The 15814-nt window shown below is 62.4% G+C and carries 15 protein-coding genes; 6 read left to right on the forward strand and 9 right to left on the reverse strand.

The genetic code is table 11. The features are described 5' to 3' along the window. The first annotated feature begins 6 nt into the window (after positions 1-6). Positions 7-1521: an apolipoprotein N-acyltransferase gene (gene lnt, locus IB249_RS27435; protein WP_192309177.1), complete on the forward strand. Its 1515-nt coding sequence runs from the start codon at positions 7-9 to the stop codon at positions 1519-1521. Positions 1522-1626: 105 nt separating this feature from the next. Here the strand turns inward: lnt and IB249_RS27440 are convergent, their stop codons facing one another. Beyond that, entirely contained in the window at positions 1627-2406 is a 780-nt protein-coding gene (locus IB249_RS27440) for a YdcF family protein (protein WP_192309179.1), read from the reverse strand. A 107-nt stretch (positions 2407-2513) separates the two neighbouring features. Then, positions 2514-2834: a hypothetical protein gene (locus IB249_RS27445; protein WP_192309181.1), complete on the reverse strand. Its 321-nt coding sequence runs from the start codon at positions 2832-2834 to the stop codon at positions 2514-2516. 279 nt (positions 2835-3113) lie between these two features. Here IB249_RS27445 and leuS point away from each other — a divergent pair, with 279 nt between their 5' ends. From leuS to IB249_RS27470, 5 genes are all read left to right on the forward strand, one after another. Then, the gene (gene leuS, locus IB249_RS27450; RefSeq protein ID WP_192309183.1) at positions 3114-5720 is read left to right on the forward strand and encodes a leucine--tRNA ligase; all 2607 of its coding nucleotides are present in this window, start codon (positions 3114-3116) and stop codon (positions 5718-5720) included. Positions 5721-5807: 87 nt separating this feature from the next. Beyond that, the gene (gene lptE, locus IB249_RS27455; protein ID WP_192309185.1) at positions 5808-6413 is read left to right on the forward strand and encodes an LPS assembly lipoprotein LptE; all 606 of its coding nucleotides are present in this window, start codon (positions 5808-5810) and stop codon (positions 6411-6413) included. 39 nt (positions 6414-6452) lie between these two features. Further along, a complete protein-coding gene (gene holA / locus IB249_RS27460; protein WP_192309187.1) occupies positions 6453-7490 on the forward strand; it encodes a DNA polymerase III subunit delta in 1038 nt (345 codons plus the stop codon). Between the two features lie 168 nt (positions 7491-7658). Further along, the gene (gene arfA, locus IB249_RS27465; RefSeq protein ID WP_192309189.1) at positions 7659-7823 is read left to right on the forward strand and encodes an alternative ribosome rescue factor ArfA; all 165 of its coding nucleotides are present in this window, start codon (positions 7659-7661) and stop codon (positions 7821-7823) included. A gap of 62 nt (positions 7824-7885) precedes the next feature. Then, on the forward strand, positions 7886-9208 hold the full coding sequence (locus IB249_RS27470) for a lytic murein transglycosylase (protein WP_192309191.1): 1323 nt from the start codon (positions 7886-7888) through the stop codon (positions 9206-9208). Positions 9209-9299: 91 nt separating this feature from the next. On the opposite strand, the gene IB249_RS27475 is transcribed toward IB249_RS27470, so the two are convergent. The 7 genes from IB249_RS27475 to mltB all read right to left on the reverse strand — a co-directional run bounded on the left by IB249_RS27475 (position 9300) and on the right by mltB (position 15802). Then, positions 9300-10250: a S66 peptidase family protein gene (locus IB249_RS27475; RefSeq protein ID WP_192309193.1), complete on the reverse strand. Its 951-nt coding sequence runs from the start codon at positions 10248-10250 to the stop codon at positions 9300-9302. A 160-nt stretch (positions 10251-10410) separates the two neighbouring features. Then, positions 10411-11433 carry a lipoyl synthase gene (lipA, locus tag IB249_RS27480; RefSeq protein WP_207195602.1) on the reverse strand — a complete coding sequence of 341 codons (1023 nt, stop codon included), beginning with the start codon at positions 11431-11433 and terminating at the stop codon, positions 10411-10413. 1 nt (position 11434) lies between these two features. Then, entirely contained in the window at positions 11435-12082 is a 648-nt protein-coding gene (lipB, locus tag IB249_RS27485; RefSeq protein ID WP_192309196.1) for a lipoyl(octanoyl) transferase LipB, read from the reverse strand. Next, positions 12082-12357, reverse strand: a complete 276-nt coding sequence (locus tag IB249_RS27490) for a DUF493 domain-containing protein (protein ID WP_077045559.1) — start codon at positions 12355-12357, stop codon at positions 12082-12084. The genes lipB and IB249_RS27490 overlap by 1 nt, the downstream gene beginning before the upstream one ends. Before the next feature lie 85 nt (positions 12358-12442). Further along, positions 12443-13600, reverse strand: a complete 1158-nt coding sequence (locus tag IB249_RS27495) for a D-alanyl-D-alanine carboxypeptidase family protein (protein ID WP_192309198.1) — start codon at positions 13598-13600, stop codon at positions 12443-12445. A gap of 178 nt (positions 13601-13778) precedes the next feature. After that, the gene (locus IB249_RS27500; protein WP_192309200.1) at positions 13779-14792 is read right to left on the reverse strand and encodes a septal ring lytic transglycosylase RlpA family protein; all 1014 of its coding nucleotides are present in this window, start codon (positions 14790-14792) and stop codon (positions 13779-13781) included. Continuing rightward, positions 14792-15802 carry a lytic murein transglycosylase B gene (gene mltB, locus IB249_RS27505; RefSeq protein WP_192309202.1) on the reverse strand — a complete coding sequence of 337 codons (1011 nt, stop codon included), beginning with the start codon at positions 15800-15802 and terminating at the stop codon, positions 14792-14794. Before mltB ends, IB249_RS27500 begins: the two co-directional genes overlap by 1 nt. Positions 15803-15814: the final 12 nt, after the last annotated feature.

A 15814-nucleotide genomic window follows, 5' to 3' on the forward strand; every position in this document is an offset into this window, starting at 1 on the left:
TGATCTATGACCCGCCCCGGCTGGCCCGGTAACCTGCTGGCCGTGGCGGCCGGTGCAATCACCACCCTGGCGCTGGCGCCTTTCGATATCTGGCCGCTGGCGTTGCTGGCGGTCGGCCTGTTCTACGCCGGCTTGCGTGAGCTGAACCCCCGTCAGGCCCTGGGTCGTGGCTGGTGTTTCGGTTTTGGCCTGTTTGGCGCCGGCACCAGCTGGATCTACTACAGCATCCACAACTTCGGCGGCGCCTCGGTGTTGCTGGCCGGGTTCCTGATGCTGCTCTTCACCGCGGCGATTGCCTGGTTCTTCGCGCTGCCCGCGTGGGTCTGGGCGCGCTGGCTGCGGCGCAACGAAGCGCCCCTGGCCGACGCCCTGGCCTTCGCTGCCCTGTGGGTCGGCCAGGAGGCTTTTCGCGGCTGGTTTCTCACCGGTTTCCCGTGGCTTTACTCCGGCTACAGCCAGCTCGACGGCCCGTTGGCCGGCCTCGCCCCGCTGGGCGGAATGTGGCTGGTGTCCTTCACCCTGGCCTTGACCGCCGCGCTGGTCTGCAACGCTGCGCGACTGGCCAGGGGCGGTCGCAAGGCCTTCATCGTCGCAGCTGCGCTGTTGTTGATCGGCCCCTGGGTGGCCGGCATCGCCCTCAAGCACCATGCCTGGACCAGCCCTTCGGGCGCGCCACTGAGCGTCGCGGCGATCCAGGGCAATATCGAACAAAGCATGAAATGGGACCCGGCGCAGCTCAACTCGCAACTGGCGCTGTACCGCGACATGAGTTTGCGCTCCAAGCCGGTCGACCTGCTGATCTGGCCGGAAACAGCGGTTCCGGTGCTCAAGGAGTCGGCGGAAGGCTATTTGAGCATGATGGGCAACTTCGCCGCTGAACGTAAAAGCGCACTGATCACCGGCGTGCCGATTCGTCAGGAAGTCCATCACCAGAAGCGCTTTTTCAACGGCATCACCGTGGTGGGCGAAGGCGATGGCACCTACCTCAAGCAGAAACTGGTGCCGTTCGGCGAATACGTGCCGCTGCAGGACGTGCTGCGCGGCCTGATCGCGTTCTTCGACCTGCCGATGTCCGACTTCGCCCGGGGCCCTGCCGACCAGGCTCTGCTACAGGCCAAGGGCTATCAGATTGCACCGTTCATCTGCTACGAAGTGGTCTACCCGGAATTTGCCGCCGGGCTCGCCGCCCGCAGCGATTTGTTGCTGACCATCAGCAATGACACCTGGTTCGGCACCTCCATCGGGCCACTGCAACACTTGCAGATGGCACAGATGCGCGCCCTCGAGGCCGGTCGCTGGATGATCCGCGCCACCAACAACGGCGTGACCGGGCTGATCAATCCGTTTGGCCAGATCACCGCGCAGATCCCGCAATTCGAACGCGGCATCCTGTACGGCGAGGTGGTGCCGATGCACAACCTGACGCCTTACCTGCAATGGCGTTCATGGCCGCTGATCATCGTCTGCGTGCTGTTGTTTGGCTGGGCATTGATCGCCAACCGGATGGCGAAGACCGTTTAACAGCTTCGTGAGCAGGCTCGTTCCCACAGGTGACCCGCCCCTTATGGGTGCCAGGTCGAGGGTGGGAGTGAGCCTGCCGGCGAAAGCGGCCTCACCGACACCGCATCAATCGGCGCCCGCATCACCTCGATAAAACAGCGAGTACCCCACCTGCCCCACCGCCTCGTTCATCAACTGGCCGCTCTGCCAGATCGATTTGAACTCGGGCATCCAGCCACCCAGCGGCCGGGCATTGTCGACCCCCAGAAACCCCACGGGCGCCGGCACCACCTCAAACCCGGCGCGCTCGAAGCTCCAGACCGAACGCGGCATGTGCCACGCCTGGGTCACGACCACCACACGCTTGATCCCCTGGGGCAGCAATACCTCGGCGCTGAGTTGCGCATTCTCCCAGGTGGTCCGGCTGCGCTCTTCCTGCCAACGCACCGTGACGCCGAAATCGTCCAGCAGCGAGTCCGCCATCAACCGGGCTTCGGAGGGCGGAGTGCCGTAGTGCAGACCACCGCTGGTCAGGATCGGCAAGCCCGATGCCTTGGCCAGCCTGGCGGCATAACGCTCTCGCTCCAGGCCGATGCCGGTCGGTTGATCGGCACCCCACGCGGGATCCCCGCGCTCGCGCCCCGAGCCCAGCACCACGATGGCGTCGGCACGCTGCCCCAGCGTGGCCCATTCGTCACGATTCAGCGGCGGGATGCGCTCCAGGGCATTGGCGCTCCACTGCACCACCACCGGCAGACTCATCAGCCACAATCCACCGAACCCCAGCGCAAAGCAGACACCGGCCAGTCGCGGCCTCGACCGGCGAAACCACCAGGCAAGCAGGAGCAACAGCAGTAAAATGCCGGGTGGCAGCAGCAATTGTTTTACGAAATAACGAAAAGGCATCGAGCATCTCCTGAAGATGCCCGAAGCCTAAGTGGGTTGACGCATTGCGACAACAGATACGCAAGGACCCCGTCAGCAAAAACCCTACGCTGTGGCTTCAAGTGCCCTTACTTGAATTGCAGAGACCGGACCTTTACCGCGTCTCTGTCGGGTGCCTTGTCCTTGAGCCAGATGACCTTGGCCGAACGTGGTGTGTCGAGTTGCTTCACTGCTTCTGACAGGCATCCGTGTGTTTCACGTTCACTGCGATCCAGATAAGCCTTGACCAATGCAAACTCCGCGGGGCTCAGGCCGCGCAGTTCCAGCTCCAGGGGACGCTCATCGCGCAGCCGACCAGCCGTTCTTGCGGCGTCCAGGGCGATGCCCAGACGATCGATCAGTTTTTCGTAAAGCTCGGGTTTTGTCGCTTTTTGCTGTAACTCAACCATCCCTCACCTCATTGAAGATAAGACTCGCTCCCCATTTAGAGCTTAGCTTCGATGAACAAACCGGCTGAGTGCCGCGACCAACGGACCTCGCAGCGTTTTTCGCAGGACGCGCGGCAGCAATCAGCGTTTCCCTCGGTAGAGTGCGGTCATGTATGCTACGGCGCTTCCTGTAACTCCACTTCCAGCTCGCCTGGACAGCAAAACGCCGATTTGGCGTGATCAGCGTCCAGCGTTGCATTGAAGAGGATTAGGCCACCCCTATTCAGTTCAAAAGTAGCCATGCACGAACAATATCAGCCCCGTGAAATCGAAGCCGCCGCCCAGTCGTTCTGGGACGAGCAAAAGTCCTTTGAAGTCAGTGAACAGCCAGGCAAGGAGACTTACTACTGCCTGTCGATGTTCCCTTACCCCAGCGGCAAGCTACACATGGGGCACGTGCGCAACTACACCATCGGCGACGTGATCTCCCGCTACCAGCGCATGCAAGGCAAGAACGTCCTGCAACCCATGGGTTGGGACGCCTTCGGCATGCCGGCGGAAAACGCCGCGATGAAGAACAACGTAGCGCCCGCCAAGTGGACCTACGAAAACATCGCCTACATGAAATCCCAGCTGCGCAGCCTCGGCCTGGCGGTGGACTGGTCCCGTGAAGTGACCACCTGCAAGCCCGACTACTACCGCTGGGAGCAATGGCTGTTCACCCGTCTGTTCGAAAAAGGCGTGATTTACCGCAAGAACGGTACCGTGAACTGGGACCCGATCGACCAGACCGTACTGGCCAACGAGCAGGTGATCGACGGTCGCGGCTGGCGTTCGGGCGCGCTGATCGAAAAGCGCGAAATCCCGATGTACTACTTCAAGATCACCGCCTACGCGGATGAACTGCTGGAGAGCCTCGACGAACTGACCGGCTGGCCTGAACAGGTCAAGACCATGCAGCGCAACTGGATTGGCAAATCCCGCGGCATGGAAGTGCAATTTCCCTACGACGTCGCTTCCATCGGCGAAGCCGGGGCGCTGAAAGTCTTCACCACCCGCCCGGACACCCTGATGGGCGCCACCTACGTCGCCGTCGCCGCCGAGCACCCGCTGGCCGCCCTGGCTGCGCAGAACAATCCCGAGCTGCAGGCGTTCATCGCCGAATGCAAGGGCGGCAGCGTCGCCGAAGCCGACGTCGCCACCCAGGAGAAAAAAGGCCTGCCGACCTCGCTGTTCGTCGAGCACCCGCTGACCGGTGAAAAACTGCCGGTGTGGGTCGCCAACTACGTGCTGATGCATTACGGCGATGGTGCCGTCATGGCCGTTCCGGCCCACGACGAACGCGATTTCGAATTTGCTTCCAAATACAACCTGCCGATCAAGTCGGTGGTGCGCACCAGCGCCGGTGATACCAATCCGGCACCGTGGCAGGACGCCTACGGCGAACACGGCACGCTGATCAACTCCGGCGAGTTCGACGGCCTCGACTTCGCCGGCGCCTTCGACGCCATCGAAGTGGCGCTGATCAAGAAGAACCTCGGCGCCTCGCGCACCCAGTTCCGTCTGCGCGACTGGGGTATCAGCCGTCAACGCTACTGGGGCTGCCCGATCCCGATCATCCACTGCGCCAGTTGCGGTGATGTGCCGGTGCCGGAAGATCAGCTGCCGGTCGTACTGCCTGAAGACGTCGTACCCGATGGCGCTGGTTCGCCCTTGGCGCGCATGCCCGAGTTCTACGAGTGCAGCTGCCCGAAATGCGGCCAGCCGGCCAAGCGTGAAACCGACACCATGGACACCTTCGTCGAGTCGTCGTGGTACTACGCCCGCTATGCCTCGCCGCACTTCGAAGGCGGCCTGGTGGAAAAATCCGCCGCCGACCACTGGCTGCCGGTGGACCAGTACATCGGCGGTATCGAGCACGCCATTCTCCACCTGCTCTACGCGCGCTTCTTCCACAAGCTGATGCGTGACGAAGGGCTGGTGAGCTCCAACGAACCGTTCAAGAACCTGCTGACCCAGGGCATGGTGGTCGCCGAGACGTACTATCGTCGCGAAGCCAATGGTGCCTACACCTGGTACAACCCGGCCGACGTCGAACTCGAACGCGACAGCAAGGCCAAGGTGATCAGCGCCCGATTGATCGCCGACGGCCTGCCGGTGGAAATCGGCGGCACCGAGAAGATGGCCAAGTCGAAGAACAACGGCGTCGACCCGCAGTCGATGATCGACCAGTTCGGCGCGGACACCTGCCGTATGTTCATGATGTTCGCCTCGCCGCCTGACATGAGTGCGGAATGGTCCGACTCCGGCGTTGAAGGTTCGCACCGTTTCCTCAAGCGCGTCTGGCGCCTGGCTCAAGCCCACGTCACTCAAGGCCTGCCGGGCAAGCTGGAGATCGCCAGCCTGAACGACGAGCAGAAAGCCGTTCGCCGCTCGATCCACCTGGCCATCAAGCAGGCCAGCCACGACGTCGGCCAGAACCACAAATTCAACACCGCCATCGCCCAGGTGATGACGCTGATGAACGTGCTGGAAAAGGCCCCGCAAGCCACCGAACAGGACCGCGCCCTGATTCACGAAGGCCTGGAAACCGTGACGTTGCTGCTCGCGCCGATCACGCCGCACATCAGCCACGACCTGTGGAATCGACTGGGCCACGCCGACCCGGTGATCGACGCCCGCTGGCCGGTGCCCGATGACAACGCCCTGGTACAGGACAGCCTGCAACTGGTCATTCAGGTCAATGGCAAACTGCGTGGTCAGATCGACATGCCGGCCAGCGCCAGCCGCGAGGAAATCGAAGCCGCCGCACGGGCCAACGAGAACGTGCTGCGCTTTGTCGACGGCCTGACTATTCGTAAAGTGATCGTAGTGCCCGGGAAACTGGTCAATATCGTCGCCAGCTAATTGGATCAGGCGCCAGGTGAGCCTGGCGCCGAGTAAAACCTTTCGGGTCACACGATCGACCCACATGGTTTCAAGGGGAGCAACAAGATGATCAAACGCAATTTGCTGGTGATGGGCCTCGCGGTCCTGTTGAGCGCCTGCGGTTTCCAGCTGCGTGGCACCGGCACCACTGAACTGGCGATCAAGGAGCTCGACGTGAGCGCCCGCAATGCCTATGGCGAAACCGTGACGCAATTGCGCCAGGTGCTGGAAAGCAGCGGCGTCAAGGTCTCTGCCGGTGCACCTTACAAGCTGATCCTGACTGACGAGCAGGACTCCCAGCGCATCCTCAGCTACGCGGGCGCCGGTCGTACCGGTGAGTACCAGGTCACCAAGGTGCTCAGCTACGATATCCGCGACCACGGCAACCTGCCGCTGCTGAGCGACAAGCTGGAAGTGCAGAAGGTCTTCATCCACGACGGCAACAATCTGGTCGGCTCCGACCAGGAGGCCAATGATGCGCGTCGTGAAATGCAGCGCGAACTGGTACAGCGGATGATTCTGCGCCTGCAGCAGCTCAGCCCGGCTCGACTGGATCAGTTGCAACAGACCGCAGAAGCCAAGGCCAAGGCTGAAGCGGCGGCACTGGAAGCTGCACAGAAGGCTGAAGCGGAAACCCCGCGTCAGTCGCCCCTCGAAATCCCGCAGCAATAAGACTGACGGGGCGCTCTGGCGCCCCGTTCGCCCATTCTTATGAAACTCGCCCCCGCCCAACTCGCCAAACACCTGCAAGGCGCGCTCGCACCGGTCTACGTCATCAGCGGCGATGACCCGCTGCTGTGCCAGGAAGCCGCCGACGCCATTCGGGCCGCCGCGCGCCAACAGGGTTTCGACGAACGCCAGGTGTTCGCCGCCGACGCCAACTTCGACTGGGGCACCTTGCTCCAGGCGGGCGCAAGCATGTCGCTGTTCGCGGAAAAACGCCTGCTGGAGTTGCGCCTGCCCTCCGGCAAGCCGGGGGACAAGGGCGCTGCAGCACTGATCGAGTACTGCTCGCGCCCGGCCGAGGACACGCTGCTGCTGATCAGCCTGCCGAAACTCGACGGCAGTGCGCAGAAGACCAAGTGGGGCAAGGCCCTGGTCGAAGGCCAGCAGACCCAGTTCGTGCAAATCTGGCCGGTGGATCAAAGCCAGTTGCCGAGCTGGATCCGCCAGCGCCTGTCCCAGGCCGGTCTCTCCGCCAGCCAGGATGCCGTGGAACTGATCGCTGCCCGCGTGGAAGGCAACCTGCTGGCCGCCGCCCAGGAAATCGAAAAGCTCAAGCTGATGGCCGAAGCCGGGCAGATTACCGTCGAGACCGTCCAGGCGGCGGTGGCCGACAGTGCGCGTTTCGACGTCTTCGGCTTGACCGATGCGATCCTCAACGGCGAGGCCGCCCACGCCCTGCGCATGCTTGAAGGCCTGCGCGGCGAAGGTGTCGAACCACCGGTGATTCTCTGGGCCCTGGCCCGTGAATTACGCCTGTTGGCCAACCTGTCGCTGCAATACAGCCAGGGCGTGCCGCTGGACAAGGCGTTCAGCTCGGCCCGACCGCCGGTCTGGGACAAGCGCAAGCCGTTGATGAGCAAGGCCCTGCAACGGTACTCGGCACAACGCTGGGCGCAGTTGTTGCTGGAAGCGCAGCGCATCGATGCGCAGATCAAGGGCCAGGCCGCGGGCTCGCCGTGGATGAGCCTGAGCCGCTTGTCATTGTTGATGGCCGGGCAACGGTTGTCGTTGCCGGCTGAGTAAGGCATTCGATCGCTTCGCGAGCAGGCTCGCTCCCACAGGTCACGTGCAAACCCTGTGGGCGTCCGACGATGTTGTCAGAAAGGCCCTACGCAATGCGGGGTCTGGACAGAACCCTGATATGAGCAGATTATTCCCCGCGCAAAAACCACTCAATCGAGAGATCCGCCCATGAGCAAGAAGCCATCCCGCCATGGCCACAACAAGGCCAAGTCCATCGTCGCCCAACCCCTGTTCCGCAGCCGCCAGGAACGAGCCGGCAAGGGCAAGGGCAGCTACCGCCGCGAAGCCTTCCAGTCTGAAAACTGGGAGGCTTCTTACTTTCTGGCGGCCTGAAAGGCAAGCCAACGCTCAACATGTTAAGGTCTGCACCTGATTCGTATTCCCTGGACCCGTGCATGCCCTTTTGTATTACTCGTCGTTGGCATCTGCGCCAATTGATTGCTGCCTCCAGCCTCATTCTGCTTGTCGCCTGCGCGGAAAAACCCACCGCCGCCGACGCCCAACCGCTTCAGACCCTGCCCGTCTCGTCAGCCCCTGCGGTGGTTCCTCCCGTGGTGCCGACCGGCGAAAACCTCGATATCCAGCCCACGCAGACCTTCGCCGAATGGCAGGCCGGCTTTCGCAAGGATGCCCTGGCTGCCGGCATTCGCGCCGACCTGTTCGACCGCGCCTTCGCCAATGTCAGCCTGGACACCAGCGTGATCCGCGCCGACCGCAGCCAGCCGGAATTTTCCCGTCCGGTGTGGGAGTACCTCGATGGCGCCCTGTCGCCGCTGCGCGTGCGCAAAGGCCAGGCACTGGTCAGCCAGTATTCGGACATCCTGCAGAGCATCGAACAGCGTTATGGCGTCGACCGTCGCGCCCTGGTCGCGGTGTGGGGCATGGAGAGCAACTTCGGCCAGTTCCAGGGCAGCAAGTCGGTGATCAACTCCCTGGCGACCCTGGCCTACGAAGGCCGTCGCCCTGGCTTCGCCCACGCGCAATTGATCGCCGCCCTGCAGATCCTGCAACAGGGCGATATCGCGCCGGATAAGATGCTGGGCTCCTGGGCCGGCGCCATGGGCCAGACCCAGTTCATCCCGACCACCTACAACACCCATGCCGTGGACTTCGATGGCGACGGTCGCCGCGACATCTGGGGCAGTGCCACCGATGCCCTGGCGTCGACTGCGCACTACCTGCAAAGCTCCGGTTGGCAGAAAGGCCAGCCGTGGGGCTTCGAAGTACAGTTGCCGGGCAGTTTCAACTACGTGCTGGCCGATGGCTCGAATCGCAAAAGCGTCGCCGAATGGCAGCAACTGGGGGTCAGGCTACCGAACGGTGCGCAGGCTCCAGCGGGCTCCGAACAGCTGTCGGCAGCGCTGCTGCTGCCCGCCGGTTATCGCGGCCCGGCGTTCCTCGTGCTCGACAACTTCCGCGCGATCCTCAAGTACAACAACTCTTCGTCCTACGCCCTGGCCGTGAGCCTGCTGTCCGAACGTTTCAACGGCGCCGGCCTGATCGCGGGCACCTGGCCCAAGGATGACTTGCCGCTGAGCCGCACCGAACGCATCGAGCTGCAAAACCTGCTGAGCGCCCAGAATTACGACGCAGGGACGGCGGACGGGATCATTGGCGCCAACACGCGCAAGGCGATCCGCAGTGCGCAGCAGTCGTTTGGCTGGCCGGCGGATGGGTATCCGACGCACAAGTTGCTCGAAGGCCTGCGTAATCGCTGAAAGCATCGCGAGCAGGCTCGCTCCCACAAGGAGGGTGGAAACCCTGTGGGAGCGAGCCTGCCCGCGATAGCTGAAGGTCGAACAACCTGCCTCAGCGCCGAACGACCACATCCTGCTCCAGCACCAACTCCTGATTCCCCGCGTCCAGCCGCACCAGCGCCCCCATCGGCAAGGTCAGGTTCGGATCGCAATGCCCGCTGCGCCAACCCGACAGCACCGGTATGCGCAACGGCTCGAAGGTCTGCTTGAGCAGACGCTCCAGCGCCGCCCTCTCCACCCCCGCCACGTCCCCGCAGATCACGCCGCGCAACTTGCCGAGCGTGCCGGCCAGGCGCAGATGAGTCAGCAGCCGGTCAATGCGATACAACGGTTCGTTGATGTCCTCGATGAACAGGATCAGGCCCTCGGCGTCGATTTCGTAAGGCGTGCCCATGGTCGCGGCGATCATCGACAGGTTGCCGCCGAGCAAACGCCCGTGAGCGACGCCGGGCTCAACGGTGGACAATGGGTAGGCCACCGGGTGCGCCAGGGTACTCCCTGCCTTCACCTGCCCCCGAAGCATGTTGAAAAAGGAAGCCTCAGTGGGCTTTTGCTTGCCGCCCAACAGGTCGGCATTGAGCAACGGCCCATGAAAAGTCACGAAACCCGCATACCGGTTGATCGCCAGGTGCAGGGCCGTGATGTCGCTGTAGCCGATAAACGGTTTGGCATGACGTTGCAGCAACTCGAAATCGATACGGTCCAGCAGACGCGGTGTGCCATAACCGCCGCGCAGGCAGATGATCGCATCCACCTCGTCGTCGGCGAACGCGGCGTGCAGGTCGTTGAGCCGCACGTCGTCACTGCCGGCCAGATAGCCATCCTGCTCGTAGACACCGGGAAAGATCCGTAGCGCATAACCGCGAGCGCGCATCCAGGCCAGCGCTTTATCGGTGTCCAGGGCCGCCGGGCCGGCGGGCGCGATCACACCGATCAGCCCTTGCGCGGGCAAGGCCGGAACCGGCGTGTGAGGAAACAGTGTGTGGGTGGGTCGAACGGTCATCCATGAATCTCCCTGCGCAAAACATCAGCACACAGTAGTCAGGATCGGGGATAAACAGAAGGGCTGTCCCAACGGCAACGCCGGCAGAGACCGTCATTGCCCCCGGAAAAGGCAAAAAAAACCCGCGAGACCGGAGCGGCCCCGCGGGTATTTTACGCGATCAGGACGACATCAGCTCGGCCTTGACCAGCTTCGCCTGCTCGTCGGCGTGGTACGAGGAACGTACCAGAGGACCGGAAGCGACGTTCTTGAAGCCCATCTTGTAGCCTTCCTCGGCGAACCAGGCGAAGGTGTCCGGGTGGACGAAACGCTGCACCGGCAAGTGACTGCGTGACGGTTGCAGGTACTGGCCCAGGGTCAGCATGTCGATGTCATGCTCGCGCATGCGCTTCATGACCTCGATGACTTCTTCGTCCGTCTCGCCCAGGCCGAGCATCAGGCCGGATTTGGTCGGAATGTGCGGCATCATTTGCTTGAAACGTTGCAGCAGGGTCAACGACCACTGGTAATCCGAACCCGGACGCGCAGCCTTGTACAGGCGCGGCACGGTTTCCAGGTTGTGGTTGAACACATCTGGCGGCTCGGCGGCAGTGATTTGCAGCGCGATGTCCATGCGACCACGGTAATCCGGAACCAGGGTCTCGAGCTGGACGTTCGGCGACAGCTTGCGGATCTCGCGGATGCAGTCGGCAAAGTGCTGGGCACCGCCGTCACGCAGGTCGTCGCGGTCCACCGAAGTGATCACCACGTATTTCAACTTAAGGTCGGCGATGGCGATGGCCAGACTTTCCGGCTCGTTGACGTCCAGTGGCTTCGGACGACCGTGGCCCACGTCGCAGAACGGGCAGCGACGGGTGCAGATGTCGCCCATGATCATGAAGGTCGCGGTGCCGCCGGAGAAGCACTCGCCCAGGTTCGGGCAGGACGCTTCTTCACAGACGCTGTGCAGCTTGTGCTTGCGCAGCAGCGCCTTGATCCGGTCGACTTCCGGGGAAACCGGGATGCGCACGCGGATCCAGTCGGGTTTCTTCGGCAGTTCGGTGGTCGGGATGATCTTCACCGGGATGCGTGCAACCTTCTCGGCGCCGCGCAGCTTGACGCCGGCTTCAACCTTGGCACGCGGGGCCGGACGCTCGGAGACATCCTGCGTCGGGATGATGGTTTGCACTGCATCAGTAGTCATATCAGTCGATTCCGCCCGTTAGGGTCGTCTGCTCAGCATAGTCGAGGTGTTTGACGAGCTGCGCGCGCAGCCGGGCACTTACCTCGGCAAATTCAATCGATCCTGCGTGATCGCTCAGCTGGGTCATCGCCAGCCCGGCGTAGCCGCAGGGATTAATCCGTCGAAACGGTTCCAGGTTCATGTCCACGTTCAGGGCCAGGCCATGAAATGAACAACCGTGGCGAATCCGCAGTCCCAGGGACGCGATTTTCGCCCCGTCGACATAGACCCCCGGCGCATCCGGCTTGGCCGCGGCACTGACGCCGTAACTGGCCAGCAAGTCGATCAGGCAGCGTTCCATGCGGGTGACCAGCTCACGTACGCCGAAACCGAGCTTGCGCACATCGAGCAATAGATAGGCCACCAACTGGCCGGGGCCGTGATAGGTCACCTGGCCACCCCGATCGACCTGCACCACCGGGATGTCTCCCGGCAGCAACAGGTGCTCGGCCTTGCCGGCCTGTCCCTGGGTGAATACCGGTGGGTGCTCCACCAGCCAGATCTCGTCGGCGGCATCGCTGCCGCGTTCGTTGGTAAAGCGTTGCATGGCATGCCAGACGGGCTCGTAAGCCATCTGGCCGAGCTCGCGAAAGCCCAGCGTGTCAGACATCACAGCACCATGTGCACGAAGCCGGTGGCCCGAAGTTCGCTGTTGATGTTGTACAGCTGGTCCTGGTCGGTGGCGACGATGTGCAACTGAATCGTGGTGTATTTGCCATTGCTGCTTTGACGCTCGTCCACACGCTCATCATTGATCTTAGCGTGCTTGCGGACGATGTCGATGATCTTGTCCTTGTTGCCCACACCCGTGTCGCTGATCACCTTAACCGGATAATCATTGGCAGGGAATTCGATCTTGGGCGCCTTTACTTCGGTATCGGTCATGGCGTAACGGCCTCGTAAGCGTAAGCCGTGGCGACGGGCATAGCCCCACGCCGGATGAGCGCGGGGCCATGCAGGTGCACACTGATCAGTTGAACAAGCCGTAGAAGAATAGACGGATGCTATCCCACATGCGGCGGAAGATACCACCCTCTTCGACGCCGTCCAGAGCGATCAGGTCGGCGCTGTGCACCACCTTGTCGTCCAGTTTGACTTCGACTTTACCGATCACGTCGCCTTTGGCGATGGGCGCAACCAGTTGCGGGTTCATGGTCATGCTGGCAGCGAGCTTTTTCAGCTGGCCTTTGGGCAGGGTCATGGTCAGGTCTTCAGCCAGGCCGGCCTTGACTTGATTGGTGGTGCCTTTCCACACAGGTGCCTGAGCCAGCTCGGTGCCTTTCTGGTAGAAGGTCTGGGTTTCGAAGAAACGGAAACCGTAGGTCAGCAGCTTCTGGGTTTCGGCAGCACGTGCCACTTCGCTGTTGGTGCCGAACACCACGGCGATCAGGCGCATGCCATCACGCACGGCCGAAGACACCATGCAGTAACCGGCTTCTTCGGTGTGGCCGGTTTTCAGGCCGTCGACGGTCTTGTCGCGCCACAGCAGCAGGTTGCGGTTGGGTTGCTTGATGCCGTTCCAGAAGAACTCTTTTTGCGAGTAGATCGCATAGTGAGCCGGGTCTTCGTGGATGATCGCGCGAGCCAGCACGGCCATGTCATGGGCCGACGAGTAATGCTCGGGGTTCGGCAGGCCGGTCGGGTTCATGAAGTGGCTGTTGGTCATGCCCAGGTCGGCCACGGTTTTGTTCATCATGTCGGCAAAGGCGTCTTCGCTGCCGGCGATGTGCTCGGACAGCGCAACGCTGGCGTCGTTGCCCGACTGGATGATGATGCCGTGCAGCAGGTCGCTGACCGTAACCTGCGAACCGACCTTGATGAACATCCGCGAACCACCGGTACGCCAGGCGTTCTCGCTGACGGTCACCGGGTCGTTCTCGCCGATCTGGCCACGACGGATTTCCAGGGTCGCGATGTACGCGGTCATCAGCTTGGTCAGGCTGGCAGGCGGCAGACGCTGGTCACCGTTGTTCTCGACCAGCACGTTGCCACTGCTGGCATCCATGAGCACATAGGCTTTGGCGGCCAGTTGTGGCGGCGACGGCATCATCTCGACCGCGAAGGCGGCCGGCGAAAGTAGCAGCGGGACTAGAAGGCACAGGCGTTTGGCAAAGGTGGTGATGTTCATCCGTCTCTCGAAATCGCTAATGGAAACTGCCCTAGGGCAAAACTAATCAGACAACCCTGGGGTCATCGCGTGTTCAGTCGTTCACTCTGTCACCCTGGCCGGGCTTTTGTTCTTCAACGAGCCAACAACCTGGTTCATCCCCCAAACAGCAAATGAACCGTCAATCAAGCACTACGTATTACTCGGCGGTGACCACGCTCGGCGAACCGAGGTTGGCCAGTCGCACGCTGTTCTGCACTTGCTGGATCTCACCCGGCGAACCGATCGGCCCCAGGCGCACCCGATGCAGTGTCTGTTGGTTGCGCACGATCGAGCTGATGAACACCGGCGCGCTCACCATCCCGCTGAGCTTCGACCTCAGGAGTTCTGCAGCGTCCGGGTTGGCGAACGCGCCCACCTGCAGATACTGGCCAGACGCTGGTGCAGAAGCGTTTTTTTTTGCATCGATCTGCACCGGCACGACGGCCGCGGCATGTTGCTGCGGCGGTGGCGTCCATTGCTCGACGGTCCCGGCCGACGCCGTGATCACCGGCGCGTTATTCTGCGCGACCTGCGGCTCGTTGAGCATCAATGGCGCCGGACGACCCCGCTGTGCCCACCAGGTTTGCGGGTCGATGCCTTCGACCTTGACCCGCGCCGTGCCGGTTTCGGCGTAGCCGAGTTTCTTCGCGGCAGCGTAGGACAGGTCGATGATGCGGTCCGAGTAGAACGGGCCACGGTCGTTGACCCGCAGGATCACGGTCTTGTTGTTGTCCAGGTTGGTCACCCGAACATAACTGGGCAGCGGCAGGGTCTTGTGCGCGGCACTCATGCCGTACAGGTCGTATACCTCGCCATTGGCGGTGTTCTGGCCGTGGAACTTGGTGCCGTACCACGACGCCGTACCCGAGGCGACGTAGGTCTTGGACTCCTGCAACGGGAAGTAGGTCTTGCCCAGCACCGTATACGGGTTGGCCTTGTAGGGACCGGTGTGCAGGGTGGGCGTGGCGTCCGGGATACGCGAGACATCGACGTCCCACCACGGTGCGCCATCCTTGTGGGCACGGTTGATGTCCAGCCCCGGCGCAGAGCGCACGGCGGTGGAAGATGACTTCTGGGTCGGCGAACGGCTGGTCGAACAACTGGCGACCAGCACCGCCAAGGTGGCGAATGCCATCAGCTTCAGGGGTTTATTCATAGGCAATGCCCGCATTACTTGACGCCCCGTGCTTGGACCAGCTGTTCAGACAGTTGATGTACGGCCATGGCATACATCACGCTGCGGTTATAACGCGTGATTGCGTAAAAATTCTTCAGGCCCATCCAGTACTCCGGGCCGTTGTCACCTTCCAGGCGGAATGCCGTGACCGGCATATCATCGCGCAGCGCATCATGACTTGACCACCCCAGCGCCCGCAACTCCCCGACGGTTTTCGTCGGCTCGATGCCCGTGGTCAGCCCCTCGTCGACCTGCTCGCCGCGCACATCGGCGCGACTGACCACCGGCTCGCCGGCCACCCAGCCGTGACGCTTGAAATAACTGGCGACACTACCGATGGCGTCGTCCGGATTGGTCCAGATATTGATGTGGCCGTCACCGTCGAAATCCACCGCATAGGCGCGGAAACTGCTCGGCATGAACTGCGGCAGGCCCATCGCCCCGGCGTAGGAGCCCTTGAGGGTCAACGGATCGACTTGCTCCTCCCGGGCCAGCAGCAGGAATTCACGCAATTCCTTGCGGAAGAATTCGGCACGGGGAGGATAGTCGAAACCCAGGGTCGACAGGGCATCAATCACGCGGAAATTGCCGGTATTGCGGCCGAAAAAGGTCTCAACACCGATGATCGCGACAATCACCTGGGCCGGAACGCCGTATTCCTGCTCGGCCCGGGCCAATACCGCCTCGTGCTGTCGCCAGAAATCCACCCCACGGGCGATGCGCGCGTCGGTGATGAACATCGGGCGATACTCGTTCCACTGTTTGACGCGTTCGGCGGGCTTGGAAATGGCGTCGAGAATCGACTGCTTGCGCTCGGCCTCGCGGAACACGCCCATCAACTGCTCGCCGGCAAAACCGTAGTCGCGGGTCATCTCGCCGACGAACTCAGCCACTTGGGGAGTACCTTCGTAATCGCCGGCGAACGCGTCCTGCGCGGTGCCAAGGATGCTCACCAGACCGACCCATGACGCATATCGAGTCGCCCAGCCATGCATTACGTGCATTGAACTCTTCAC

The organism is Pseudomonas sp. PDM04, from assembly GCF_014851765.1.
Classification (GTDB): domain Bacteria; phylum Pseudomonadota; class Gammaproteobacteria; order Pseudomonadales; family Pseudomonadaceae; genus Aquipseudomonas.